General features: G+C 72.9%; 21 protein-coding genes and 1 tRNA gene. 9 read left to right on the top strand and 13 right to left on the bottom strand.

The features are described 5' to 3' along the window. Positions 1-98: 98 nt before the first annotated feature. Positions 99-1,022 carry an MBL fold metallo-hydrolase gene (locus K3554_RS10275; RefSeq protein WP_259939911.1) on the top strand — a complete coding sequence of 308 codons (924 nt, stop codon included), beginning with the start codon at positions 99-101 and terminating at the stop codon, positions 1,020-1,022. Between the two features lie 165 nt (positions 1,023-1,187). Here the strand turns inward: K3554_RS10275 and K3554_RS10280 are convergent, their stop codons facing one another. The 3 genes from K3554_RS10280 to K3554_RS10290 all read right to left on the bottom strand — a co-directional run bounded on the left by K3554_RS10280 (position 1,188) and on the right by K3554_RS10290 (position 5,271). Next, positions 1,188-1,610, bottom strand: coding sequence for a DUF1801 domain-containing protein (locus K3554_RS10280; protein WP_259939914.1), 423 nt, complete (start codon positions 1,608-1,610; stop codon positions 1,188-1,190). Next, positions 1,607-2,068 carry a YHS domain-containing (seleno)protein gene (locus K3554_RS10285; protein ID WP_259939917.1) on the bottom strand — a complete coding sequence of 154 codons (462 nt, stop codon included), beginning with the start codon at positions 2,066-2,068 and terminating at the stop codon, positions 1,607-1,609. Before K3554_RS10285 ends, K3554_RS10280 begins: the two co-directional genes overlap by 4 nt. Before the next feature lie 77 nt (positions 2,069-2,145). Further along, a complete protein-coding gene (locus tag K3554_RS10290) occupies positions 2,146-5,271 on the bottom strand; it encodes a valine--tRNA ligase (protein WP_259939919.1) in 3,126 nt (1,041 codons plus the stop codon). Positions 5,272-5,421: 150 nt separating this feature from the next. Here K3554_RS10290 and K3554_RS10295 point away from each other — a divergent pair, with 150 nt between their 5' ends. Continuing rightward, positions 5,422-7,734 carry a xanthine dehydrogenase family protein molybdopterin-binding subunit gene (locus K3554_RS10295; RefSeq protein ID WP_259939922.1) on the top strand — a complete coding sequence of 771 codons (2,313 nt, stop codon included), beginning with the start codon at positions 5,422-5,424 and terminating at the stop codon, positions 7,732-7,734. A gap of 82 nt (positions 7,735-7,816) precedes the next feature. Then, positions 7,817-8,803 carry a DUF2235 domain-containing protein gene (locus tag K3554_RS10300; RefSeq protein WP_259939924.1) on the top strand — a complete coding sequence of 329 codons (987 nt, stop codon included), beginning with the start codon at positions 7,817-7,819 and terminating at the stop codon, positions 8,801-8,803. Positions 8,804-8,819: 16 nt separating this feature from the next. On the opposite strand, the gene mgtE is transcribed toward K3554_RS10300, so the two are convergent. Beyond that, positions 8,820-10,238: a magnesium transporter gene (gene mgtE, locus K3554_RS10305; RefSeq protein ID WP_259939925.1), complete on the bottom strand. Its 1,419-nt coding sequence runs from the start codon at positions 10,236-10,238 to the stop codon at positions 8,820-8,822. A 105-nt stretch (positions 10,239-10,343) separates the two neighbouring features. On the opposite strand from mgtE, the gene guaD reads away from it, so the two are divergent. The 3 genes from guaD (at position 10,344) to K3554_RS10320 (ending at position 12,472) form a co-directional block, all read left to right on the top strand. Continuing rightward, positions 10,344-11,630 (top strand): guanine deaminase, encoded by a 1,287-nt coding sequence (gene guaD, locus K3554_RS10310; RefSeq protein WP_259939926.1) that lies wholly within the window; start codon positions 10,344-10,346, stop codon positions 11,628-11,630. A 70-nt stretch (positions 11,631-11,700) separates the two neighbouring features. Continuing rightward, on the top strand, positions 11,701-12,090 hold the full coding sequence (locus K3554_RS10315; protein WP_259939928.1) for a c-type cytochrome: 390 nt from the start codon (positions 11,701-11,703) through the stop codon (positions 12,088-12,090). 1 nt (position 12,091) lies between these two features. Next, the gene (locus K3554_RS10320) at positions 12,092-12,472 is read left to right on the top strand and encodes a hypothetical protein (protein ID WP_259939930.1); all 381 of its coding nucleotides are present in this window, start codon (positions 12,092-12,094) and stop codon (positions 12,470-12,472) included. A 56-nt stretch (positions 12,473-12,528) separates the two neighbouring features. On the opposite strand, the gene K3554_RS10325 is transcribed toward K3554_RS10320, so the two are convergent. Together K3554_RS10325 and K3554_RS10330 are read right to left on the bottom strand one after the other, a co-directional pair. After that, positions 12,529-13,827: a sorbosone dehydrogenase family protein gene (locus K3554_RS10325; protein WP_259939931.1), complete on the bottom strand. Its 1,299-nt coding sequence runs from the start codon at positions 13,825-13,827 to the stop codon at positions 12,529-12,531. Positions 13,828-13,980: 153 nt separating this feature from the next. Continuing rightward, positions 13,981-14,070: transfer RNA gene (locus tag K3554_RS10330), tRNA-Ser, on the bottom strand. A 121-nt stretch (positions 14,071-14,191) separates the two neighbouring features. Here K3554_RS10330 and K3554_RS10335 point away from each other — a divergent pair. Continuing rightward, positions 14,192-14,794, top strand: a complete 603-nt coding sequence (locus K3554_RS10335) for a CDP-alcohol phosphatidyltransferase family protein (protein WP_259945886.1) — start codon at positions 14,192-14,194, stop codon at positions 14,792-14,794. Here the strand turns inward: K3554_RS10335 and K3554_RS10340 are convergent. Genes K3554_RS10340 through K3554_RS10355 form a run of 4 tightly spaced genes read right to left on the bottom strand, consistent with a single transcriptional unit; the run spans position 14,791 to position 19,003 of the window. Continuing rightward, a complete protein-coding gene (locus K3554_RS10340) occupies positions 14,791-16,779 on the bottom strand; it encodes an ASKHA domain-containing protein (RefSeq protein WP_259939932.1) in 1,989 nt (662 codons plus the stop codon). The two genes, K3554_RS10335 and K3554_RS10340, sit on opposite strands and share 4 nt — an antisense overlap. Before the next feature lie 33 nt (positions 16,780-16,812). Continuing rightward, entirely contained in the window at positions 16,813-17,799 is a 987-nt protein-coding gene (locus tag K3554_RS10345; protein WP_259939934.1) for a methyltetrahydrofolate cobalamin methyltransferase, read from the bottom strand. Next, entirely contained in the window at positions 17,796-18,698 is a 903-nt protein-coding gene (locus K3554_RS10350) for a methylenetetrahydrofolate reductase (RefSeq protein ID WP_259939937.1), read from the bottom strand. Before K3554_RS10350 ends, K3554_RS10345 begins: the two co-directional genes overlap by 4 nt. Before the next feature lie 2 nt (positions 18,699-18,700). Next, positions 18,701-19,003 carry a virulence factor gene (locus tag K3554_RS10355; protein ID WP_259939938.1) on the bottom strand — a complete coding sequence of 101 codons (303 nt, stop codon included), beginning with the start codon at positions 19,001-19,003 and terminating at the stop codon, positions 18,701-18,703. Between the two features lie 212 nt (positions 19,004-19,215). On the opposite strand from K3554_RS10355, the gene K3554_RS10360 reads away from it, so the two are divergent. Both K3554_RS10360 and K3554_RS10365 read left to right on the top strand, forming a co-directional pair. Further along, positions 19,216-20,355: a Ppx/GppA phosphatase family protein gene (locus tag K3554_RS10360; RefSeq protein WP_259939939.1), complete on the top strand. Its 1,140-nt coding sequence runs from the start codon at positions 19,216-19,218 to the stop codon at positions 20,353-20,355. Between the two features lie 44 nt (positions 20,356-20,399). Beyond that, positions 20,400-21,128 (top strand): RlmE family RNA methyltransferase, encoded by a 729-nt coding sequence (locus K3554_RS10365; RefSeq protein WP_259939941.1) that lies wholly within the window; start codon positions 20,400-20,402, stop codon positions 21,126-21,128. Positions 21,129-21,131: 3 nt separating this feature from the next. Here the strand turns inward: K3554_RS10365 and K3554_RS10370 are convergent, their stop codons facing one another. The 3 genes from K3554_RS10370 to ilvN all read right to left on the bottom strand — a co-directional run bounded on the left by K3554_RS10370 (position 21,132) and on the right by ilvN (position 23,117). Next, positions 21,132-21,344, bottom strand: coding sequence for a hypothetical protein (locus tag K3554_RS10370; protein ID WP_259939943.1), 213 nt, complete (start codon positions 21,342-21,344; stop codon positions 21,132-21,134). Further along, positions 21,341-22,459 (bottom strand): aromatic ring-hydroxylating dioxygenase subunit alpha, encoded by a 1,119-nt coding sequence (locus tag K3554_RS10375; RefSeq protein ID WP_259939946.1) that lies wholly within the window; start codon positions 22,457-22,459, stop codon positions 21,341-21,343. The genes K3554_RS10370 and K3554_RS10375 overlap by 4 nt, the downstream gene beginning before the upstream one ends. 94 nt (positions 22,460-22,553) lie before the next feature. After that, entirely contained in the window at positions 22,554-23,117 is a 564-nt protein-coding gene (ilvN, locus tag K3554_RS10380) for an acetolactate synthase small subunit (RefSeq protein WP_259939949.1), read from the bottom strand. Positions 23,118-23,245: the final 128 nt, after the last annotated feature.

A 23,245-nucleotide genomic window follows, 5' to 3' on the forward strand; every position in this document is an offset into this window, starting at 1 on the left:
CAGACCGGCGCAACCAAGCTGCGCCCTCGGCCGTTGCGCCTCCGTGGGGAGCCGCCGTGAAGCGGCCGTCTCCGCGCGCTCAAACGAGGAGACAGTTCATGACCCTTTCCCGCCGCCAGGCCCTCGCCGCCGGGGCCGCGCTGCCCCTGGCCGCCACGCTCCGCCCCGGCGCCGCCCGCGCCGACGCCCACACGATGTCCGGTCCCATGCCCCGCAACCGCAGCTTCACCCTGGGCGACCTGAACGTCACCGTCCTGCTCGCCGGCACCAACAAGGCCGAGGGCGACATGCAGGAGACATTCGGCATGAACGTCGACGCGGACACCTTCGCCTCCGTCAGCCAGGACGCCTTCATCCCCACCGACGCCTCGATGTTCTTCTTCCAGCCCACGGTGGTGCGGACCGGGGACGAGGTGGTGCTGTTCGACACCGGCCTGAACGCGGAAGGCATCGTTGCCGCCCTGGAAGGCGCCGGCATGACCCCCGGCGACGTCACCAAGGTCGTCATCACCCACATGCACCCCGACCACATCGGCGGGCTGATGGGCGACGATGGCCCCACCTTCGCGAACGCCGCCTACGTGACCGGCGAGACCGAGATGAACGCCTGGCAGGAGAACCCGAACGACGCGTTCAGCGCCAAGGTCGCGCCCATCGCCGACCAGTTCGAGCTGATCTCCGAGGGCGCCGAGGTGGCGCCGGGCCTGACGGCGGAGGCGATGTTCGGCCATACGCCGGGGCACATGGGCTACCGCATGTCCTCGGGCGACCGTCAGGCGATGCTCACGGCCGACATGACCAACCACTACGTCTGGTCGCTCGCCCACCCCGACTGGGAGGTGCGCTTCGACATGGACAAGGAGATGGCGGCCGAGACCCGGCGCCGCGTGCTCGGCATGATCGCCGACGAACGCATTCCCATGATCGGCTACCACATGCCGTTCCCGGCCATCGGCTTCGTCGAGCGCGGCGGTGACGACGGCTTCCGCTGGGTGCCCGAGAGCTACCAGTTAATGCTCTGAGGCGCGTCCGCCTCGCCAAGCGACGCCCCGGCCCTGCGCCGGGGCCTCCGCCTTCCGTTGGCGCCGCCGTTGCCGCGCGATGCGCGTTTGCGAAGTCCGAGGGGGCTCTGCCCCCATCGCCGGCGGCGATTCCCCCGCGGTATTTCCGGAACGAAGACGGGCCGTTCAGGCCTCCGCCCGCACGGGCCAATGCGTCGCCAGATCGCGCAGGCCCGCACGGATCAGCTCCCCCAGCACCGCCACGTCGATCCGGTCCAGCCGCGTCACGTAGAGGCACGACACGCCCTTCCGGTGCGGCCCGAGCCGATCGAGGATCGGTCCGAAGTCCGCGTACCCCGGCATCACGTAGATGCTGATCGCCGCCTTGCGAGGCGAGAAGCCGGTGGCGAGCCACGTTCCTTCGCGCCCCGAGGCGTAGCGGTAGTCGTAGGCCCCATAACCGACGATCGCGTCGCCCCACATGCGGGGCCGGAAGCCGGTCGCCTCGCGGAACAGCGCGTCCAGCTCGGCACCCTCGGCGGCCCGCCGCCCCGGCTGGGCGGCGAGGAAGGCCGCGACGTCGGCGTCGGTCGGCTGTGTCTTGTTCACTCGTCCCGAAGCTCCGGCCAGCGGCGGTCGGCTGCGGCGATGAAGCCGGGCCGGTCCGCGTTCCACGTCGCCTGCACCCGGTCGTCGTAGTTCAGGAACAGGCGCCCATCCACGATCGCCCAGTTCTCGGGCTGCGTCGTCGCGCGGCTCCCCTTGGCCGCCACCGCCCAGGCGCAGAAGCCGCCGTACTGGGGCGCGTAGGCTTCGGGGTTGGCCGCGAAGCGGTCGCGGTTCGCCTCGGACGCGAAGGCCCAGGTCGCCCCCATCCAGTCGTAGGTGATGCCGCGGTCCCCCGCTACGGGGCGCCCTTCCGTGAAGTAGGCCACCGGATCGGTGCCGCGGATCGCCAGCCCGCCGTCCGTGAACACGGCGCCCGAGGGGCCGTGGAACAGGGCGAGGGCGGGCGAGGCGGGCAGGGCGGCAAGGGCGAGAAGCAGGGCGCGGCGTCGGGTCATCATGGGCAGTCCTCCTGCCCGCGACCCTAGCCGCGCCCCGCGACCCGCCGAAGCCCCGCCCACGCAGGCGTGACCCGGCGTCAGGCGATCTCCGACACGGAGGCGAGGGCGCGGCGCAGCGCCTCGGCCTCCTCCTCGCGGGCGCGGAGGTTGGCGCGGGTCTCCTCGACCACCTCGGGAGGCGCGGAGGCGGCGAACTTCGGGTTGTGCGCGCGTCCCGCCAGCCCCTTGATCTCCTTCTCAAGCTTCGCGAGCGACTTCGCGAGCCGCGCCTTCTCGGCGCCCGCGTCGATCACGCCCTCCAGCGGCAGGGCGTAGCGCGCCGCGCCCACGGTCACCGAGGCCGAGCCCTTCGGCGGAGCATCGGCGTCCGCGACCGGCTCGATCCGCGCCAGCCGCTCAATCAGCGGCGCGTTGCGCGCGTAGGCTTCGCGGCCCGCCGCGTCCTCCTCCAGCCGCAGCACGGGCACGTGCATGCCCGCCGGCACGTTCATCTGCGCGCGCGCCGAGCGCACCGCCTCCACGAAGGCGACGACCCAGCGCATCTCGGCCTCGGCGCCCTCGTCCACCACGCGCTCGGGCAGCAGGTCGTCGGGCCAGGGGGCGTGGACCAGCATGGTCGGGCGCACCGCCGTCGTGCGCCACAGCTCCTCGGTCACGAAGGGCATGAACGGGTGCATCATCGCCATGCAGCGGTCGAGCACCCAGCCCAGCGTCGCGCGCGTCTCCTCGGCGTGGGGGCCGTCGAGCAGCGGCTTGGCCAGCTCCACGTACCAGTCGCACACCACGTTCCACACGAAGCGGTAGAGGGCGGCCGAGGCGTCGTCGAAGCGGTAGGCCTCCAGCGCGGCATCCACCTCGGCGCGCGCGCGCGCGGTCTCGCCCACGATCCAGCGGTTGGTTGCCGCGGCATCGGCCCCCAGCGCGGGGCGGGAGGCGCCGAACTGCGCGCCGTTCATCTCCGCGAAACGGCAGGCGTTCCACAGCTTGGTGCCGAAGTTGCGGTAGCCCGCGACCCGCTGCGTCGACAGCTTCAGGTCGCGGCCCATGGCGGCCATGGACGACAACGTGAAGCGCACCGCGTCGGCACCGAACTCGTCGATCAGGTCGAGCGGGTCGACGACGTTGCCCACCGACTTCGCCATCTTCTTTCCCTTCTCGTCGCGGACCAGCGCGTGGACGTAGACGTCGCGGAAGGGCACCCGCTCGGCGACCGGCTTCGCCGGGTCGGTCACGGCGAGCTGCATCATCATCATCCGGGCGACCCAGAAGAACAGGATGTCGAAGCCGGTCACGAGGACGCTGGTGGGGAAGTACTTCCGCACCTCTTCGGTGTCCTCGGGCCAGCCGAGCGTGCCCAGCGGCCACAAACCGGACGAGAACCAGGTGTCGAGCACGTCCGCGTCGCGCCAGGCGGGGATAACGAAGGGGGCCTCGGGCTGGCGGATGCGCCCCTCGGTACGGGTATGCATTCCCTCGATGTCGCGGGCGAGGATCTCGGCGGCGTCGATCTCGCTGTCCACGAACTGGATGTCGGCGTCCTCGCCGTGGACGAGGCGGATGTGCTCCAGCGCTTCGGCCTCGGAGGCGGCGCAGACCGGCAGCCAGTCGTCGCCGCCCGAGGGGTCGGGATGGTACCAGACCGGGATCCGGTGCCCCCACCAAAGCTGCCGCGAGATGCACCACGGCTCGATGTTCTCCAGCCAGTGGAAGTAGACCTTGCGGTCGCCCTCGGGGAAGATGCGGACCGTGCCGTCGCGCACCGCGTCGATGGCCGGGCCGACGATCCGGTCCGTGTCCACGAACCACTGGTCGGTCAGCATCGGCTCGATCACCACGCCCGAGCGGTCGCCGTGGGGCTGCATGATGGGCTTGGGCTCGACGAGGGGGACCAGCGCGGGAGCCGCGGTGCGCGCCTCGCCGCCCTCCTCGGGAGCGAGGGGCGGCTCGCCGGTGACGTCCGCGCCCGCCGAGGCAGCGCCCGCGCCGAGGCGCGGGTCGGTGGCGGGCACCATCACGGCGAGGCCCTCGGCGGTGATCTCCTCGACCACGCGCCGGCGCGCCTCCAGCCGGTCCAGCCCGCGCAGGTGGTCGGGCACGAGGTTCAGCGCGTCGACCTCGGACTCGGTGAGCGTGCGCTCGCCGCGCGCGACCCGCTGCGCCACGGCGGCAGCCTCGGCGTAGGGCGCGCCGTCGTCGCGCATGGCCGCCTGCGTGTCCATGAGGCGGTAGCAGGGGATGCCGCCGCGCTTCGCCACCGCGTAGTCGTTGAAGTCGTGCGCGCCGGTGATCTTCACTGCGCCCGAGCCGAACGCGGGGTCGGGGTACTCGTCGGCGATGATCGGGATCAGGCGCCGGTGCTCCTTGGGCCCCACCGGGATTTCGCAGAGCTTGCCGACGATCGCAGCATAGCGTTCGTCCGACGGGTGGACGGCGACGGCGCCGTCGCCCAGCATCGTCTCGGGCCGGGTGGTGGCGATGGCGATGTAGTCGCGGGTCTCGCGGAACAGCTCCTCGCCGTCCTCGCCGCGCTCCACGTACTCGTAGGTCGCGCCCCCGGCGAGCGGATAGCGGAAGTGCCACATGTGGCCGGGAACCTCGCGGCTCTCGACCTCGAGGTCGGAGATCGCGGTCTCGAAGTGCGGGTCCCAGTTCACCAGCCGCTTGCCGCGGTAGATCAGGCCCCGCTCGTACATCTCGACGAAGACGCGGATCACTGCGTCGTGGAAGTTCTGTGTGGTCGGGTCGGGGTCGCCCGGCGCGCCGCCCATGGTGAAGGCCTCGCGGTCCCAGTCGCAGGACGCCCCGAGCCGTTGGAGCTGGCCGATGATCGTGCCGCGCGATTTCGCCTTTTGCTGCCAGACGCGTTCCAAGAAGGCGTCGCGGCCCATCTCCTGCCGGGTCGGCTCGCCGTTGGCCGCCATGTCGCGCTCGGTCACCATCTGCGTGGCGATGCCCGCGTGGTCGGTGCCCGGCTGCCAGAGCGTGTCGAAGCCGCGCATTCGGTGCCAGCGCACCAGGATGTCCTGCAGGGTGTTGTTGAACGCGTGGCCCATGTGCAGCGAGCCGGTCACGTTGGGCGGCGGGATCACGATCGAGAAGGTCTCGGAGCGGCGCGCGGCGGCGCCGGCGCGGAAGGCGCCCGCGTCAAGCCACGCCTGGGTGATGCGCCGTTCGGCCTCGGCGGCGTCGAAGGTCTTGTCCATGGGGGCCTCCTCGGGGTCGCCCGGCGGGATAGCCGAGGGGCGCGGGGAGGCCAAGACCGGGGCGCGCAGGGGGGCGCGGCACCCCGTCCGCTTGTCCTCGCCCGAGCGGGGCGCCAAGGTCCGCCCGAACCCTGGTCCGGAGCCGCCCCCATGAACCACCCCGCCCCGAAGTTCGGCCTGAGCCGGAGCACCCGCCGGGTCGAGGATGACCGCTTCCTGCGCGGCGCGGGCCGCTACGTGGACGACGGCGCGCCGGCGGAGGCGCTCCACGCCTGCGTGGTGCGCTCCGACGTGGCGCACGGGGTGCTGAGCGGCGTGGACGTCTCGGCGGCCGAGGCGATGCCGGGCGTGCGGCTGGTGCTGACGGCGCAGAGCATCGAGGCGGCGCGCGTGCGCAACGACCTCGCCCAGACGCGCGCGAAGAACCCCCGCGACGGCACCCTCGGGGCCGATCCGGGCCGCCCGCTGCTGGCGCGGGACCGCGTGCGCTTCGTGGGCGAGCCGGTGGCGATGGTGGTGGCGGACACCGCCGCGCAGGCCCGCGACGCCGCCGAGGCGGTAACGCTCGATGTCGAGGATCTGCCCGCCAAGACCGACGTCGCGCCCGGCGGCCCCGTGCTGCACGAGGACGCCCCCGACAACATCTCCTACGTCTGGGAGAAGGGCGACGAGGACGCGGTCGAGGCAGCGCTCGCCGGCGCGGCCCACGTGGTCGAGCTGGAGGTCGACGACAACCGCATCATCTGCGCCTCGCTGGAGCCGCGCGGCGCCTGGGCCGAATGGGACGGCGCGCGCCTCCACGTCTGCGTGAACGGACAGGGGGTCTGGGGTCCCAAGCGCACGCTCGCGAAGGGGCTCGGGCTGGACCCGGAATTGGTGCGCGTCACCAATCCCGACGTGGGCGGCGGCTTCGGGATGAAGGCCTCCGACTACCCCGAGACGGTGCTCGTGGCCCATGCCGCACGCACGCTGGGCACGCCCGTGCGCTGGATGAGCACCCGCTCCGAGGCGATGCTGTCCGACAACGCGGGCCGCGACCTCGTGTGCACCGCGCGGCTGGGCTTCGACGCCGATCACCGCCTCGTGGCCTACCACTGCGAGAACCGCGCCAACATGGGCGCCTACAACTCGGGCTACTCGCAGAACATCCAGTCCGACCTGTTCAGCCGCGTTCTGACGGGCTGCTACGACGTGCAGGCCGCGTTCATGCGCTCCACCGGCATCTACACCAACACCACGCAGGTCGACGCCTACCGCGGCGCCGGGCGTCCCGAGGCGATCTACGTGCTGGAGCGGGCGATGGACCACGCCGCCGCCGTGCTCGGCGTCGACCGCTTCGCCCTGCGCCGCCGCAGCTTCGTTCGGCCCGACCAGTTCCCCTACGAGACCGTGGTGGGCGAGGTCTACGACGTGGGCGACTTCGCGCGCGTCATGGACCGCGCCCTGCGCGAGGCCGACGTGGCGGGCTTCGAGGCGCGACGCACGGCCAGCGAGGCCGAGGGCCGCCTGCGGGGCCTTGGGGTCTGCTGCTACATCGAGTCGATCCTCGGCAGCCCCACCGAGCACGCCGAGATCGAGTTCACCGCCGAGGGCCGCGCGGTTCTCTACGTCGGCACCCAGTCGAACGGGCAGGGGCACGAGACCGTCTACCGCCAGTTCGTGGCCACCGACCTCGGCATCGACCCCGAACTGATCGACGTGGTGCAGGGCGACAGCGACCGCATCGCGACGGGCGGCGGGACGGGCGGCTCGCGCTCGGTGACGACGCAGGGCTCCGCGAACCGGGCCATGGCGCAGAAGGTCGTCGCCACGATGGCGCCCTTCGTGGCCGAGCGGCTCGGCGTCGAGGAGGCCGCGTTCGACGAGGGCCGCTTCCGCGCCGCCGGCTCGAACCGGACCATGACGGTGATGGAGGCCGCCGAGGCCGCCCGCGCCGCGGGGCGCGACGACCTCCTGCGCGTGCGCGAGAAGGCCACGCTGCCCGCGCGTTCCTTCCCCAACGGCTGCCACGTCTGCGAGGTGGAGATCGACCGCGAGACCGGCGCGCTCCATGTGGTGCGCTACACCGTGGCCGACGACTTCGGGAACCTCATGAACCCCATGCTGGCCGAAGGGCAGGTGCACGGCGGCGTGGCGCAGGGCATCGGGCAGGCCGTCAGCGAGCACGTGGTCCACGACGCCGACGGCCAGCTGCTGACCGCCTCGTTCATGGACTACGGCATGCCCCGCGCCGTCGCGGTGCCGCACATCGCGTTCCACTCCGAGCCGGTGCCCTCCACCGCCAACGTGCTGGGCATGAAGGGCTGCGGCGAGGCGGGGACGGTGGGCGCGATGGCCGCGGTGGGCAACGCGGCGGCCGACGCGCTGCGGCCCCTCGGGGTGGTGCGCGCGGACATGCCGTTCACGCCCGCCCGCGTCTGGGCGATGATCCAGGCCGCCGGGGCCCACGGCGCTGCCCGCTAGCGCCAATCCCCTGCGGCGCCTTCGCGCCTGGCTGCGCCCCCGCACCCCCCGCGAGGAGCTTCATGCGGAGTCCGCCGTCCACGTGGTCCTGCTCGACGGCACGCTGTCGTCGCTGGAGCCGGGGCACGAGACCTCGGTCGGGCTGATCTACAGGATGCTCTCTGCGGCCGACGACGCGAGCCTCTACTACGAGCCCGGCCTCCAGTGGCTCGGCTGGCGCCGCGCGCCCGAACTGATGGCCGGGGTGGGGATCAACCGCCAGATCAAGCGGGCCTACGCCTCGCTCGCCCGGCGCTACGTGCCGGGCGACCGCATCTACCTCGTGGGCTACTCGCGCGGGGCCTACGCGGTGCGGGCGCTGGCGGGCATGATCGACCGCGTCGGCCTGCTGCGCGCCGACGCGCTGAACCCGTGGACGCTAGACCGGGCCTACGAGCACTACCGCGGCGATCCCACCCGCGCCGAGGCCCGCTCCTTCGCGGCGCGCCTGTGCCACCTGGGAACCGCGATCGAGGCCGTGGCGGTGTTCGACACGGTGCGCGCCGTGGGCATCCGCTGGCCCGTGCTCTGGCGCCTGTTCCCCAAGGTCCACGCCTTCCGCTCGCACCGCCTCGGGCGACACGTGAAACGGGGCTTCCACGCGCTGGCGCTCAACGAGACGCGGCAGGCGTTCCGCCCCGACCTCTGGCGCACCCACGGCGCGCGCACGCTCACGGTGGAGCAGGTGTGGTTTCGCGGCGCCCACGCGGACGTGGGCGGGCAGACCTCGGGCGATCCGCGCTTCCGCCCCCTCGCCAACGTGCCCCTGCGCTGGATGCTCGGGCGGCTCGAGGCGAACGGCCTGCCGCTGCCCCCGGACTGGGCCTCGCGGTTCCCGGCCGATCCCACGGGGCCGTCGGTGGGCACGTGGCGCGGCTTCGGCGGCTGGTTCCTCGCGCGGCGGCGGCGCACCGTGGGCGCGGACGCCTCGGAGCGCATCCACCCCACTGCGCTGCCCTACGCCCCCCGCGGTGCCGCCGTGCCGGCATGGGAGGCCGCCGCGGGCGCGGAGGAGGAAGCGGCGGTCTGAGCGCGGGCGATGCGCCCTAGAGCATCCAAGCCGCCGCCAGCCCGAGGAACGCGAAGAAGCCCACCACGTCCGTCACCGTGGTCACGAAGGCCCCCGAGGCCAGGGCCGGGTCGACGCCGAGCTTCTCCAGCACCACCGGAATGCCCACGCCCGCCAGTCCCGCCACCACAAGATTGATCACCATCGCCACCGCGATCACCGCGCCCAGCACGGGCGAGCCGAACCAGGCCAAGCCCACGAGCGCCATGATCACAGCGAAGATCAGACCGTTCACCAGCCCGGCCGTCACCTCGCGCCGGATCACCCGCCAGACGTTCGCCCCCGTCAGGTCGCGCGTCGCCAGCGCCCGCACGGCCACCGTCAGCGACTGGGTGCCCGCGTTGCCGCCCATGGAGGCGACGATGGGCATCAGCACGGCCAGCGCCACGATCTGCTGGAGCACCTCCTCGAACTGCGCGATCACAAGCGAGGCCAGCACCGCCGTCACGAGGTTCACGGCAAGCCACGGGAAGCGCCGCCGCACCACGTCGCGGGTGCGATTCGCGATGCTCTCCTCGGCGTCCACGCCGGCGAGGCGCAGGATGTCCTCCTCGGCCTCCTCGTCGAGAATCCGCACCGCGTCGTCGATGGTGACGATGCCGAGCAGGCGGTCGTTCTCGTCCACCACGGGGGCCGAGATCAGGTGGTACTGCGAAAAGGCGTAGGCCACGTCGCCCTCGGGCTCGGTGGCCTCGAAGGTGCGGAACGAGTCCTCCTCGATCTCGCTCAGCTCCGTGTCGCGGTCCGACGACAGCAGCTTGCCGAGCGTCACGTAGCCCACGGGCCGGAAGCGCGGGTCCACCAGGATCACGTGGTAGAACTGCTCGGGCAGCACGTCACGCGAGGCGCGCAGGTGGTCGATGGCCTGACCCACGGTCCAGTGCGACGGCGCGGTCACCACCTCGCGCTGCATCAGGCGGCCCGCGGAGTACTCCGGGAAGGCCAGCGCCTGCTCCACGGCATACCGGTCCGCCTCGTCGAGCGCGCCGAGGATCACGCCGGTGCGGCTGCTGTCCTCGAGGTTCTCGATGAGGTCGACGATGTCGTCGGTCTCCAGCTCGCGCACGGCGGTGGCGACCTCGGCGTCGGGCAGGTCGTCGAGCACCTCCTCGCGGATCGACTCGTCGAGCTCCGAGAGGATCTCGCCGTCGATCGAGCCGGACCAGAGCTGCAGGAGGCGCCGCCGCTGCACGTCGCCGAGCTGCTCCAGCAGGTCCGCGATGTCGGCCTCGTGCAGCGGCTCCAGCAGCGCGTCGACCGCGGCGCCGTCCTCGGCCTCGATGGCGCGGGCGATCAGCCGGATGCGGGGCTGGTCCAGCTCCTGCTCCTCCTCGCGCTCCTCCTCCTCGGGCCGCGCCCCCTCGGCGCTGTCGAGATCGTCGTGCGGGTCGGACATGGCGCGCCTCCGGTGCGGGGTTGCTGGCGCTGCCCTAGCGCGGGCGCGACGCGAGCGCGAGCGGTGTTCTGGACGGCGCGGCGGCGGCCCGCTAGGCCCGGAGGCATGACCACGCTCATCCTCGGACAGCTCCTGCGCTTCCACGCCGATCCCTTCGCGGTGCCCCCCGCCGAGGCCGCCCGGCACGAGCGCCGCGGCGCCGTCGCCGTGCGGGACGGGCGCATCCTCGCGGTCGGAGACGCCGACGCGATCCGCGCCGCCCATCCGGAGGCGGCGGTCGAGGATCACGGCGACGCGCTGATCCTGCCGGGCTTCGTGGACGCCCACATGCACTATCCCCAGACTGCCATCGTGGCGTCGTGGGGCAAGCGCCTGATCGACTGGCTGAACACTTACACCTTCCCAGAGGAGGCTCGCTTCGGCGACCCCGGTTTCGCCGCCGAGATCGCCGGCCGCACCCTCGACCTCGCGCTCGCCCACGGCACCACGTCGCTCTGCTCGTTCTGCACGATCCACCCCGGATCGGTGGACGCCTGGTTCAAGGCGGCCGCGGAGCGCGGCATGCGCGTCTGGGGCGGCAAGACCTGCATGGACCGCAACGCGCCGGACGACCTGCGCGACACGGCCCGGTCCGCCTACGACGACTCGAAGCGCCTGCTGGAGCGCTGGCACGGGCAGGGCCGGGCGGGCTACGTGGTCACGCCGCGCTTCTCGCCCACCTCCACGCCCGACCAGCTCGACGCCCTCGGCGCGCTCTGGGGCGAGCACCCGGACTGCCTGATGCAGACCCACCTGAGCGAGCAGCACGACGAGGTGCACTGGGTGAAGGACCTGTTCCCGGGCGCCCGCGACTACCTCGACACCTACGAGCGCCACGGCCTGCTGGGCGCCCGCGGCCTTTACGGCCACGCGATCCACCTGCAGGAGCGCGAGCGCGACCGGCTGGCCGAGGTCGGCGCCGCGGCGATCCACTGCCCGACCTCGAACACCTTCATCGGTTCGGGGCTGTTCGACATGGGGCTCGCGCGCCGTATGACCGTGGGACTCGCCACCGACACCGGCGGCGGATCGAGCTTCTCGATGCTCCGCACCATGGCGGCCGCCTACGAGGTGGCGCAGCTCCGCAGCAGCGCGCTCCACCCCGCGCAGCTCCTGTGGCTGGCAACGGAAGGCAGCGCGCGCGCGCTCCACGCCGAGGGCCGCATCGGCACGCTGGAGCCGGGCACCGAGGCCGACCTCGCCGTGCTCGACCTCGCCTCCACCCCCGCCATCGCCCAGCGCGCCGCGCGGGCGGGCGACGTCTGGGAGGCGGCGTTCCCGACGATCATGATGGGCGACGACCGCGCCGTGCGGCAGGTCTACGTGGCGGGGTGGGCCCTTCGTCCCGCTTGACCGGACGGGGGGCGATGGCCGAGCGTCCACCCCAGTCCCGGCGCGAGCCCGGGAGTTCAGGGAGCGAGACATGGAAATCAGAGCTTTGCTGGCCGCCGCCATGCTGTCGCTCGTCGCGGCGCAAGCCGGCGCGGGCGACGGCACGGGTGGGACCGATGCGGCCGAGGGCGGCGCGGACGAGGCGGCGTCGACCGAGACGGCGGCCGCCGGCGACCCGGAGGTCGGCGCCGCGATCTACGACGAGGTCTGCAAGAACTGCCACGGGCCGACGGGCAAGGGCATGGCGAGCTTCCCGAAGCTCGTGGGCCACGATGCCGCCTACCTCATCGAGAAGCTCGAAGCCTATCGGGCGGGCGAGAAGGTGGGGCCGAACTCGGCGCTGATGTACGGCGTGGCCGAGGAGCTGACGGACGACGACATCGCCGGCCTCGCCGCCTACATCGTCGACGAGCTGGGCTGAGATGCGCGCAGCCGCCGGTCTCGCGGCGGCGCTCGCGCTCGCCGCGCCCGCCGCCGCGCAGGACGCGGACCGCCGCGCCCGGGCGGGCGACTTCGACGCCTACGCCACCGTCCGCTGCGCGCAGGAGATCGGCGAGGCGATGGTCCCGTGCGAGGCGGCCGTCGCACGCGGCGCGGCGGGCGATGCGGCCGTGGTCGTCACCTTCCCCAGCGGCTTCCGCCGGCGCCTGAGCTTCGAGGCGGGGCGCTTCGTGCGCGGCGATGCCACGATGTCGGGCGTGGGCACCGACGTCGACTGGATGGAGGTGCAGGGCGCGCACCGCATCCGCGTGGACGACCAGCGCTTCGAGATCCCCGCCGCGCTCGTGGCGCCGGACGGGTAGGGCGGCCCCGCGGGGCCGCCCGGCGCCGCGCCGCCCGGAGGCGGCGCGGCCCGCGCTCAGTTTCCGCCGGGCGTGAGCTTGTGGATCGTGCCCTCGTCCACCGCGGTGTAGAGGCTGCCGTCGGGCCCGAGCACGAGCGAGCGGAACCGGGCCGAGTCCATGGGCAGCGTCATCTCGGTGACGTCGACCACCTCGGTCTCGTCCTCGTTCAGCTGGATCACGTCGATCCGCTGCCCGATGGGCGTGCCGCCGAAGCCGATGCCCATGATCCCCACGACCGCGGCGTTCTGCCAGTCGCCCCACTGCTCGCCGCGCAGGAAGTCGATCGACGAGGTGCCCTGCGACCAGCCGTTGTTGTTCCAGATCGGGGGCATCGCGTCCGGGTAGGTGTCGAAGTCCGTCATCGGCATGTAGGCCGCCCGCTCGAAGCGGTTCATGCCCTCCGCCTGGTTCGGGCTGTAGCCGCAGTAGTCGTCCGGGCAGTCCTCGCGCCCGGCCATGTTCGGCCGCGGATCCCAGCCGGCGTTGCCGCCGTTCTCCAGCACCGTGATCTCGTCCGAGTGCCACGGCCCGTGCTCGGCGGTGATCGGCGTGCCCGTCGCGTTGAAGGCGATGCCCTGCACGTTGCGGTGGCCGTAGGTGTAGGTGCGCTGGTCGAAGCCCTCGGGCGGGCTGTTTTCGGCCGCGGCGTTGCCGTCCGTGTCGATCCGCAGCACCTTCGAGCCCATCATGGTCGGGCTCTGCGGCACCTCGCTGTTGTGGTTGTCGCCGGTGGTCAGGTACAGGTAGCCGTCCGCCGGGTTGAACCGCACCCGCCCGCCGTTGTGCGCGCCGGGGCCGCCGAACGGGTGGTCCGAGGCCGCCATCTTGTAGGGCACGTCGTCGACGATGTCGGTCCGGTCCGAGACCCCCGAGAAGTCGTCGGCCACCGTGAAGCGCATCAGCCGGTTGGTGTGCGGGTCCGACATGTTCGACGTCGAGTACACGTAGAGGCGCCGGTTGTCCGCGAAGTCCGGGTCGACCGCGACCCCCATCATCCCGGCCTGCCCCTCGCAGAACAGGTCGTCGCCGCTCGACGGGTAGCCCTCGGTCTCCCCCACGCCGTAGAGCGCGTTCACGGTGCCGTCGGGCATCCGCACCGACAGGCCCTTGCACTTCTCGGTGAAGAACATCGTGCCGTCGTCGAGGAACGCCATGTCCCACGGGTTCTCGAGCCCCTCCAGCACCGCCTCGTGCTGGAGCGCGGTGGTGTTCATGCCCTGGGCGAGCGCCAGCCCCGACGAGGCCGCCAGCAGCGCGGCGGCGGCGCACGGCGCGAGCCAACGCGCGGCGCCGTTGTTCCGGATTGCAGTCATGATGTCCTCCCACATCGCAAGAATGCCCCGCCCGCGGCGGAGCAGGTCCGACGCGGTGCGGAAGCCCCGCCAGCCTAGGCACAGGTTCCCGTCCGGGCAACGATCCCATGGTCGTAGGCCGAACGTCGCCCGGAGGGCGCCAATGGGCAGGGGTGGCGGGGGCGGTGGGATTCGAACCCACGGGACGCTTTCGCGCCCGCCGGTTTTCAAGACCGGTGCCTTCGACCGCTCGGCCACACCCCCGGCGCGGCCGGGATAGCGCGGGCGGCGGGGCAGGGGAAGGCGCCGCGCACGTTGCCGTGGGACGGGTTGACCGCGGGCGCCCGCGGGCGACATGCCGGTGCGACCCCAGTGGAAGCGCCCCATGCTCGACAGCTACCTCCGCCCCGTGATCGACCCGCCGCTGAACCGCGCGGGCCGGGGCCTCGCCGCAAGGGGCGTCACGGCGGACGGCATCACGCTCGGGGGGCTCGCCCTCGGGCTGCTGGCCGCCGCGCTGATCTGGGCCGACGCGCCGCTCTGGGCCGTGGTGCCGCTGCTGCTGTCGCGCCTTCTGGATGGCCTCGACGGCGCGGTGGCGCGGGCGACGGAGCGTACCGACTTCGGCGGCTTCCTCGACATCTGGTGCGACTTCGCCTTCTACGGCGCGATCCCGCTGGCCTTCGCGCTGCGCATGCCGCCCGACGCGGTGGCGGCCGCGTTCCTTCTGTTCTCGTTCTACCTGTCGGGCACGGCCTTCCTCGGCTTCGCGATCGTCGCCGAGAAGCGCGGCATCTCCACCGACCGGCAGGGCATCAAGTCGCTCTACTACTCGGCCGGGCTTCTGGAGGGCACCGAGACGATCCTGTTCCTCGTGCTGGTCTGCCTCGTGCCGGACTGGTTCGCGCCCCTGGCGTGGACCTTCGGCGCGCTGTGCATCGTGTCGGCCGCGGCGCGCGTCCTGAACGCGCGCCACATGCTGCGCTAGCGCCGGGGCCTGCGCCGCCCGCCGCCGCCGCCCGCGCCGAAGTGTACGTCCGGCAGCGTCACCACGCCCGCGAGGTGCGGGAAGGCGTCCACCGCGTGGGGGATCGCGTTGGCGGCCACGAAGTGCTCCTGAAAGCGCGGCGCCACGGCCGTCTCGACCTTCGTGATTTGCCGCACCAGCGCCTCCACCCGGTCCCGCGCGGCGCGGTTGCACAAGGCGACCCGCGCGCCGTGCCCGGCCGCGTTGCCCGCCGAGGTCACCGCCCCCTGCGGCGCGTCCGGGATCATGCCCAGCACGGTCGCGTGGAGCGGCGAGATGTGCGCCCCGAAGGCGCCGGCCAGCGTCACCCGCTCCACGGCGTCCACGCCCGCCTCGTCCATCAGCAGCCGCGCGCCCGCATAGAGCGCCGACTTCGCGAGCTGGATCGCCCGCACGTCGCCCTGGGTGACGAGGATCTCGCGCTCGCCGTCCGACCACAGGCGGTAGGCGTGCGTGCGCCCTTGCGGCACGCAGAGCGGCGTTCCGGTCGCCTCGGCCGACCCGACGAGGCCCGAGGCGTCGAGCAGCCCGGCCATCCGCATCTCGGCCACCGCCTCGATGATGCCCGATCCGCAGATGCCCGTGGGCACCACGTCGAAGCCCGGCTCGTCGGACCACCGCTCGTCGCCGATCACCCGGAAGCGCGCCGCCTTGGTCGCGGGGTCGATCCGCACCCGCTCGATGGCGCCCGGCGCCGCCCTCTGGCCGTGGCTGATCTGGGCGCCCTCGAAGGCCGGCCCGGTGGGCGACGAGCAGGCGAGCAGGCGTTCGCGGTTGCCGAGAATCAGCTCGGCATTGGTGCCCACGTCGACGATCAGCGTCATCGCCTCGGCCCGGTCGGGCGCCTCGGCCAGCGCCACGGCGGCGGCATCGGCACCCACGTGGCCCGCGATGCAGGGCAGCAGGTAGAGCCGCGCCCCGGGGGCCAGCGCGAGGCCCAGCTCGGCGCAGGCGAGGTGCTGCGCGTCCGAGGTCGCCAGCGCGAAGGGCGCCTGTCCCAGCTCGGTCGGGTCGATTCCGAGCAGCAGGTGGTGCATCACCGGGTTGCAGACCACGACGGCCTCGACCACGTCGCCGGGGATCACGCCCGCCTCGGCGCACAGCTCCGCCGCCAGCGCCTGCAGGGCGGCGCGCACCGCCGCCGTCATCTCCGCCGCGCCGCCCGCGTTCATCATCGCGTAGCTGACCCGGCTCATCAGGTCCTCGCCGAAGCGGATCTGCGGGTTCATGATCCCGCCCGACGCCTTGACCGACCCGTCCCCGAGGTCGCACAGATGCGCCGCGACCGTGGTGGACCCGAGGTCGATCGCCAGCCCCAGCGGCGCCGCGGTCCGCAGGCCGGGCCACACGGCGGCGACGGACCCCTCGGCGTGGTTCACCGCGACCGTGACGCCCCATTCGCCCTTGCGGAGCACGGTCTGGAGCGTGGCGAGGACGGGCAGGGGGACGTGCAGCCCCTCCAGCGCCCACTGGTCCCGCAGCGCCCGGCGCAGGCGCTCCAGGTCGCCCGTGGGGGCGTCCATGTCCGGCTCCTCGACGGTGACGAAGTGGAGGCGCGTGGCCGGGTCCATCTCCACCAGCGCGTCCGAGGCGGCCTTGCGGACCACCTGCCGGTGGACCTGGCTCTCGGGCGGCACGTCGATCACCACGTCGCCCTCGATCCGCGCCTGGCAGCCGAGGCGGCGTCCGGGCGCGAGGCCGCGCTTCTCGTCGTAGCGCCGCTCGACCGCGTTCACGGGCGACAACGCATCGTCGGCGACCGTGACACCGTGCTTCGGGAAGGCCCCGCGCCCCGGCGCCACCTGGCACTTCGAGCAGATGCCCCGCCCGCCGCAGACCGAGTCGAGGTCGACGCCGAGCTTTCGCGCGGCATCCAGCACGGGCGTGCCCGCCGGCACGCGCCCGCGCTTGCCCGAGGGCGTGAAGACCACGAGCGGATCGCTCATCCGTCCCTCCGTGCGCGCCCCGTCACCCGCGGCTCACGCGCGCCGCCGCCCGCCGCGGCGCCCGCCGGAGCGCGCTCCGGACGCCTGCGCGGCCTTGGCGGCTTCGGCGAACGGCTCGCCCGCGCGCACGGCCTCGATCACGCGGCTGAAGCCGATCCAGGCGCCGCCGTTCGGGTCGTGGTTCATCAGCATGTTGGCGGCGTGGATCGCCTCCATCTCGACGGCGCGCACGGGGTTCATGATTGCCGAGGTCATGCCCGCGCCGATCGCCATGGGCAGGAAGGCCGCGTTCACGCCGTGGCGGTTGGGCAGGCCGAACGAGACGTTGGACGCGCCGCAGGTGGTGTTCACCCCCAGCTCTTCGCGCAGGCGCCGCACGAGCTGGAACACCTGCTGCCCGGCCGTCGCCATGGCGCCGATCGGCATGACGAGCGGGTCCACCACGATGTCGTGGGCGGAGATCCCGAAGTCGGCGGCGCGCTCCACGATCTTCTTCGCCACGGCGAACCGCACGTCCGGGTCCTCGGATATCCCGGTGTCGTCGTTCGAGATGGCGACCACGGGAACGTTGTACTTCTTGACCAGCGGCAGCACGACCTCGAGCCGCTCCTCCTCGCCCGTGACCGAGTTCAGGAGGGGCCGCCCGTTGGCCGCCTCCAGCCCCGCTTCCAGCGCGCCGGGCACGGAGCTGTCGATGCACAGGGGCACGTCGACCATCGCCTGCACCCGCTCGATGAGCTGGGGCATCAGCATGGGCTCCACGAAGTTGTTGTCCGCGTATCGCGGGTCGTCCGCCATCTTGTTGGTAAACACGGCGCCCGAGTTCACGTCGAGCACCATGGCCCCGCAGGCCACCTGCTCCACCGCGTCGCGCTCCACGGTCGAGAAGTCGCCCGCCTCCAATTCGGCGGCCAGCTTCTTGCGGCCCGTGGGATTGATCCGCTCGCCGATCACGCAGAACGGCTCGTCGAAGCCGATTACCACGGTCTTCGACTTCGATTCCAGTACGGTGCGGGTCATTCGGGATCCTCGGAATGGGTGCGCAGCCACTCGGCCGACGCCTTGATCCCGCCCAGCGGGAAGATGTGGACGCTCTCGATCCCGAAGGCGGGGTCGGCCGCCTTGTGCTCGGCCAGCGCGCCTAGGAACTCGGTCGGCTCGAAGGGCACCACCAGCTTCGTCAGATCGGCCGCGCGGCGCTGGAGCACGCGCAGGGAGGGGCCGACGCCGCAGGCGATCGCGAACTTGATGAGCGTCTGAAGCTTCGCAGGGCCGGCCGCGCCGATGTGGATCGGCAGCGTGATGCCGGCCGCGTGCAGCGACTGCGCCCACTCGATCACCGGCGCCGGCTCGAAGGCGAACTGGGTGGCGATGGCGACCGTGGCATCCGTGCGCTCCGCGAAGGCCTGCTTCCACGCGAGCGCGTTCGAGACCGTCAGCACGCCGCCGTCGGGGTCGATGTCGCGGTTGCCCTCGGGGTGGCCGGCCACGTGGAGGCGGCGGAAGCCGTCGAAGGCGCCGGACCCGAGGAGCTGCATGGAATCGGAGTAGTCGCCCACCGGGTCCGTGACCCCGCCCGCGAGCACCAGCGCCTCGCGCACGTCCGCCTCGCCCCGGTAGCGCGCCACCCAGTCGAGGAGCGTCGCGCGGTCCGCGATGATGCGGGCCGGGAAGTGCGGCATCGGCTCCATGCCCTCGGCGCGCAGGCGGGCCGCGGTGGCCACCATGTCCTCGATGGGCGTGCCGGCGATGTGGGCCACGTAGACGCGCGTGCCCGCGGGCAGCAGGGCCGCGAAGTCCTCCACCTTCTCGGCGGTGCGCGGCATCACCTCGATCGAGGCGCCCTGCAGGAACGCGGCGAGGGCGGCGTTCCGCTCCTCGGGCTGCGCCGGCTGGCGGCGGAAGTTCAAAAGCGCCATCGTCAGCTCTCCTCGCGCCCGCCCGCCATCGCCGCCGCGCGCAGGCGACTGTCGGGCCATTCCGATTCGAGGGCAGCGGCGCGGGCCTCGGCGGCGGCGCGGTCGTCGCCTTCGGCCTCGCCCTCGGGCACCTTGCGCCATTCGGCGAGGTAGTCGTCCGTGCCGGCGGCGCCGGAGCGCATCGCGGCGCGGTCGATGGCCTGCTCGAAGCGCTCGGGCAGCGGCACCTTGGCCGCGCGCCGGCCCGAGCCCGCGATGACCTGCGCGGGGATGTCCCGCCAGTAGACGACCGTGATCCTGCCCATGCGCGCCTCCCTCGGGCGGCCCATACCGAAGGGCCGGGGCGGTGCGGGCGCGGATTGCGGCACCGCGACGCCCGATGACGACGCCCTACCGCGCGCCGGGCCGGCCTGCGAGGCCGGCGAACCCGCATTATGTTCATGTACGACTTGAAGCCCGCTTGCCCACGGGCCGCCCCGCCGCATAGGGTCGATGCAACCAGTCAGCCGGAGGCACCATGCCCCCCGAACATCCGGACCGGCGCACCCTGCGCGGCGAGGTCCCGCACCGTGCCGCGCTCGTGCGACCGCAGGCCGACGCGCGCCCCGATCCGGCCGAGCTGTATGCGGCGCTCGACCTCGGCACCAACTCGTGCCGGATGCTGATCGCGCAGCCCAAGGGCAACCAGCTCCACGTCGTCGACAGCTTCCACAAGTCGGTCCAGCTCGGCAACGGGCTGGAGCAGTCGGGCCGCCTCAGCCGCTCGTCGATGGCCCGCACCGTCGGCGCGCTCAAGATCTGCCGCCGCAAGCTGGAGACTCACGAGGTCTCGCGCATGCGTCTCGTCGCCACCGAGGCCTGCCGCCGCGCCGTGAACGCCGCCGAGTTCATCGCGCTGGTGGCGCGCGAGGCGGAGCTGGACCTCGAGATCATTGAGCCCGAGGAGGAGGCGCGCCTCGCCGTGGTCTCCTGCGCGCCTCTCGTCAGCCAGAAGGCCGAGCAGGTCATGGTGGTCGACATCGGCGGCGGCTCCACGGAGCTGGTCTGGATCGACCTCACCCGCGTGGCCCCCTTGGAAAAGGCGCGCGCGATCATGCGCCTCCACGCCGGCTTCGCGGGCAAGGAGGACGACCCGTTCCCCCGCGCGCGTGTGGTGGACTGGATCTCGATCCCCCTCGGCGTCGCCACCCTCAAGGACCAGTTCCGCGACGTGACCGACGACGCGGCCCGCTTCGCTCTCATGTCCTGGCACTTCGAGGAATGCCTCGCCGAGTTCTCGCCCTACGCCGACGCGGAAGGCCACATCGACCCCGGCTTCCAGATCATCGGCACCTCGGGCACCGTCACCACCGTGGCCGCCACCCACCTCAACCTGCGCCGCTACGACCGCAACAAGGTGGACGGCCTGCGCATGACCGGCGCGCAGATCGACCGCGTGATCCGCGGCTACCTCGCGCAAGGTCCAGAGGGGCGGCGCAACGACCCCCGCATCGGCCGCGACCGGCACTCCCTCATCATGTCGGGCGCCGCCATCCTCCAGGCCCTCCTGCGCGTCTGGCCCACGGACCGCCTTTCCGTCGCCGACCGCGGCCTGCGCGAGGGTCTGCTCTACGCCCAGATGACCGCCGACGGCGTCCTGGAGGACGGCCCCTTCTGAGCCACCCCTTCCGCCCGCCCCGCGCCCGGCGTATCCCCCTGCCCATGGCGAAGACCCCCAACACCTCCGGCCGCGGCCGCCGGGACCTGCGCGTGCGCGTCAAGACCGCGCGCGGGCGCACCATGTCCTCGAAGCTCTGGCTGGAGCGGCAGCTCAACGATCCTTACGTCCAGCGCGCCCGCGCCGAGGGCTTCCGGGGCCGCGCCGCCTTCAAGATCATGGAGCTCGACGACCGCTTCGGCTTCCTGAAGCCCGGCGCCCGCGTGGTCGACCTCGGCTGCGCGCCGGGCGGCTGGCTGCAGGTCGCCGTGCCCCGCATCAACGCGCTCGGCACGGGCAAGGGGCCGCAGGGCCGCATCGTTGGCCTCGACCTGCAGGAGGTCGAGCCTGTGCCGGGCGCCGAGATCCACGTGCTCGACTTCCTCTCCGAGGGCGCTGACGAGCAGGTGAAGGCGTGGCTCGACGGGCCCGCCGACGTGGTCATGTCGGACATGGCCGCCGCGTCGTCGGGCCACCGCCAGACCGACCACCTGCGGATCGTGGCGCTCTGCGAGGCCGCCGCCGAGCTGGCCTTCGACGTGCTGCGCCCTGGCGGCACCTTCGTGGCCAAGGTGCTGGCGGGGGGCGCGGAGCAGGGGCTTCAGGCCGAGCTGAAGCGGCGGTTCAGCAAGGTGGCGAACGTGAAGCCCGGCGCCAGCCGCGCCGACTCGGCCGAGAAGTTCGTGGTCGCCCAGGGCTTCCGCGGCGCCGCGGACGACGAGGCGGACGACTGAGCTTCAGGCGCGGCCCATCGTGCGCAGCCGCTCCCCCAGCGCCGGCGCGCGCGGATCGCCCGCCTCCAGCGCGTGGACCCAGGCCTGCGTGAGGAAGAAGGCCTCCGACGAAGCGTCCCGCCGCGCGGCCGTCTCGTAGAGTCCGATCAGCGCGCGCCCGTCGCCCCGTGCATGGGCCGCCCGCATCGCCGCGTCGAGCGTGCCCGGGTCGGTCACCCGGCCAGCCGGTCCGCCACCCAGGCGTGGAACGCGTGGGTGGGGCCGTCCATCGCGGGGCTGAAGCGGCCGCCGTCGAAGCCCGGGGCGGCGCGGCCCCGCTGCATGCCCTCGACCACGAACACGTCCTCCTCGAACACCGCGCGCCACTGCGCCGCGTTCCGGTCCGCCAGCCCCGGATCGGGCGCCGGCGCGGCGTGGAAGAAGTGCACGTGCTCCGCGGTCCGCGCATGACCCATCGGGCGCAGCACGATCGCGAAGGCGTGGTCGCGGTGCACGCCCAAGAGGACGTTGGGAAACACCGCCACGTACTCGGCCGCCGTGTTCCAGCGATTGGAGAGGCCGGGAAAGTCGGGCATCCGCGCGCGCCCCTCGCGGAGCTGCCGGTACACGGTCGTCCCCTGTCCCGCATGGTTCTCGCCCATGATCGGGTAGTGGTCCTCCAGCCGGGAGTACGCGTTCAGCCCGGGATGCACCCAGGGCAGGTGGTAGCTCTCGCAGTAGTTCTCGACCGCGAGCTTCCAGTCGCAAGCCACCTCCAGCACGAAGTCGCGCCCGTCGTGGTGCAGGGCCGCGTCCAGCTCGGCCCAGCGCGCGACCGCCGCCGCGTGCACCGTTCCGAACGGGGGCGCCGCGCCGCCGAGGTCTACGAACACCACGTCGCGCCAGACGTGGGAGCGGACCTCGATCAGGCCCAAGCCCGCGCGGTCCACGGCTCGGTCGCTGTTGCGGCCAGGGCCGCCCACGTGCGGCGTCGCGACCAGCCGTCCGTCGGTGGCGTAGCACCAGGAGTGGTAGGGGCAGCGGATCGCGCCCTCGATGCGCCGCGGCTCGGCCACGAGGATCATGCCGCGGTGGCGGCAGACGTTCTGGAACACCCGCACCGCGCCCTCCCGGTCGCGCAGGAGCAGCAGCGGAACGCCGGCGAAGTCGATGGGCCGCGCGTCGCCGGGGCAGGGCACCTGGGACGCCACGGCGAGGCCCGCCCAGCCGCCGAGGAGCAGGGCGGCGTCGTCCGCGCGGCAGGTCTCGGGGTCCGCGTAGTGCCGGTTCGCGAGGCCCCGGGCCCGCTCGATCGGGCGGCGGACCGCATCCAGTTCCGAGATGTCCGCCATGGCCGCGCCCTCCCCGCATGCGGGGGCGAGCGTGGCGCGCCCCGAGCGGGGCGTCTCGCCCCCCAGCGACGGGGCGCGTGCCGCGGGCGGCGCGCTACTCCGAGCCGCGGCCCAGCGCCGCCACGCCTGTGCGGGCCATCTCCACCAGCCCGATGGGGCGCATCAGGTCGGCGAAGGCGTCGATCTTGCCCACGTCGCCGGTGATCTCGAACACGAAGCTGTCGAGCGTCGAGTCCACGACGTTGGCGCGGAAGATCTCGGCCAGCCGCAGCGCCTCGATGCGCTTGTCGCCGGTGCCCTGCACCTTGAACAGCGCCAGTTCGCGCTCCACCACCGGGCCCTCGACCGTGAGGTCGTGCACCTCGTGCACGGGCACGATGCGGCCGAGCTGCGCCTTGATCTGCTCGATCACCTGCGGCGTGCCGACGGTGACCACGGTGATGCGGCTGGTGTGCCCCTCGTGGTCCACCTCGGCCACGGTGAGGCTCTCGATGTTGTAGCCCCGCCCCGAGAACAGCCCGATCACCCGCGCGAGCACGCCGGCCTCGTTGTCCACGAGCACCGCGAGGGTGTGCCGCTCCTGCACGTCCGAGAAGTTCGGGCGCAGGTTGTAGGCCGAGTGGCTGGTCGAGCCCTTCTTCAGGCGCAGTGCGGACATGGGGCGTTCCTCCGGGGCGTGGGGGCGTGGCGTCGGCGCGGTGTCGCAGAAAGCCGCCGAAAGCGGAAGCCCGCCGTGGAACCGGTCCCCCGGTGCACGCCGTTGAGAGCGCGTCCGGGCCGGGGAAA

Source organism: Jannaschia sp. W003 (genome assembly GCF_025144335.1).
In the GTDB taxonomy this organism is placed as follows: Bacteria; Pseudomonadota; Alphaproteobacteria; order Rhodobacterales; family Rhodobacteraceae; genus Jannaschia.

What these genes read in the sequence shown, in the direction of transcription:
- ilvN (WP_259939949.1), bottom strand. Translation starts at nt 23,117, where the DNA reads ATGTCCGCACTGCGCCTGAAGAAGGGCTCGACCAGCCACTCGGCCTAC.
- K3554_RS10365 (WP_259939941.1), top strand. Translation starts at nt 20,400, where the DNA reads ATGGCGAAGACCCCCAACACCTCCGGCCGCGGCCGCCGGGACCTGCGC.
- K3554_RS10335 (WP_259945886.1), top strand. Translation starts at nt 14,192, where the DNA reads ATGCTCGACAGCTACCTCCGCCCCGTGATCGACCCGCCGCTGAACCGC.
- K3554_RS10355 (WP_259939938.1), bottom strand. Translation starts at nt 19,003, where the DNA reads ATGGGCAGGATCACGGTCGTCTACTGGCGGGACATCCCCGCGCAGGTC.
- K3554_RS10315 (WP_259939928.1), top strand. Translation starts at nt 11,701, where the DNA reads ATGGAAATCAGAGCTTTGCTGGCCGCCGCCATGCTGTCGCTCGTCGCG.
- K3554_RS10340 (WP_259939932.1), bottom strand. Translation starts at nt 16,779, where the DNA reads ATGAGCGATCCGCTCGTGGTCTTCACGCCCTCGGGCAAGCGCGGGCGC.
- K3554_RS10325 (WP_259939931.1), bottom strand. Translation starts at nt 13,827, where the DNA reads ATGACTGCAATCCGGAACAACGGCGCCGCGCGTTGGCTCGCGCCGTGC.
- K3554_RS10320 (WP_259939930.1), top strand. Translation starts at nt 12,092, where the DNA reads ATGCGCGCAGCCGCCGGTCTCGCGGCGGCGCTCGCGCTCGCCGCGCCC.
- K3554_RS10345 (WP_259939934.1), bottom strand. Translation starts at nt 17,799, where the DNA reads ATGACCCGCACCGTACTGGAATCGAAGTCGAAGACCGTGGTAATCGGC.
- K3554_RS10290 (WP_259939919.1), bottom strand. Translation starts at nt 5,271, where the DNA reads ATGGACAAGACCTTCGACGCCGCCGAGGCCGAACGGCGCATCACCCAG.
- K3554_RS10295 (WP_259939922.1), top strand. Translation starts at nt 5,422, where the DNA reads ATGAACCACCCCGCCCCGAAGTTCGGCCTGAGCCGGAGCACCCGCCGG.
- K3554_RS10360 (WP_259939939.1), top strand. Translation starts at nt 19,216, where the DNA reads ATGCCCCCCGAACATCCGGACCGGCGCACCCTGCGCGGCGAGGTCCCG.
- K3554_RS10350 (WP_259939937.1), bottom strand. Translation starts at nt 18,698, where the DNA reads ATGGCGCTTTTGAACTTCCGCCGCCAGCCGGCGCAGCCCGAGGAGCGG.
- guaD (WP_259939926.1), top strand. Translation starts at nt 10,344, where the DNA reads ATGACCACGCTCATCCTCGGACAGCTCCTGCGCTTCCACGCCGATCCC.
- K3554_RS10285 (WP_259939917.1), bottom strand. Translation starts at nt 2,068, where the DNA reads ATGATGACCCGACGCCGCGCCCTGCTTCTCGCCCTTGCCGCCCTGCCC.
- K3554_RS10275 (WP_259939911.1), top strand. Translation starts at nt 99, where the DNA reads ATGACCCTTTCCCGCCGCCAGGCCCTCGCCGCCGGGGCCGCGCTGCCC.
- mgtE (WP_259939925.1), bottom strand. Translation starts at nt 10,238, where the DNA reads ATGTCCGACCCGCACGACGATCTCGACAGCGCCGAGGGGGCGCGGCCC.
- K3554_RS10375 (WP_259939946.1), bottom strand. Translation starts at nt 22,459, where the DNA reads ATGGCGGACATCTCGGAACTGGATGCGGTCCGCCGCCCGATCGAGCGG.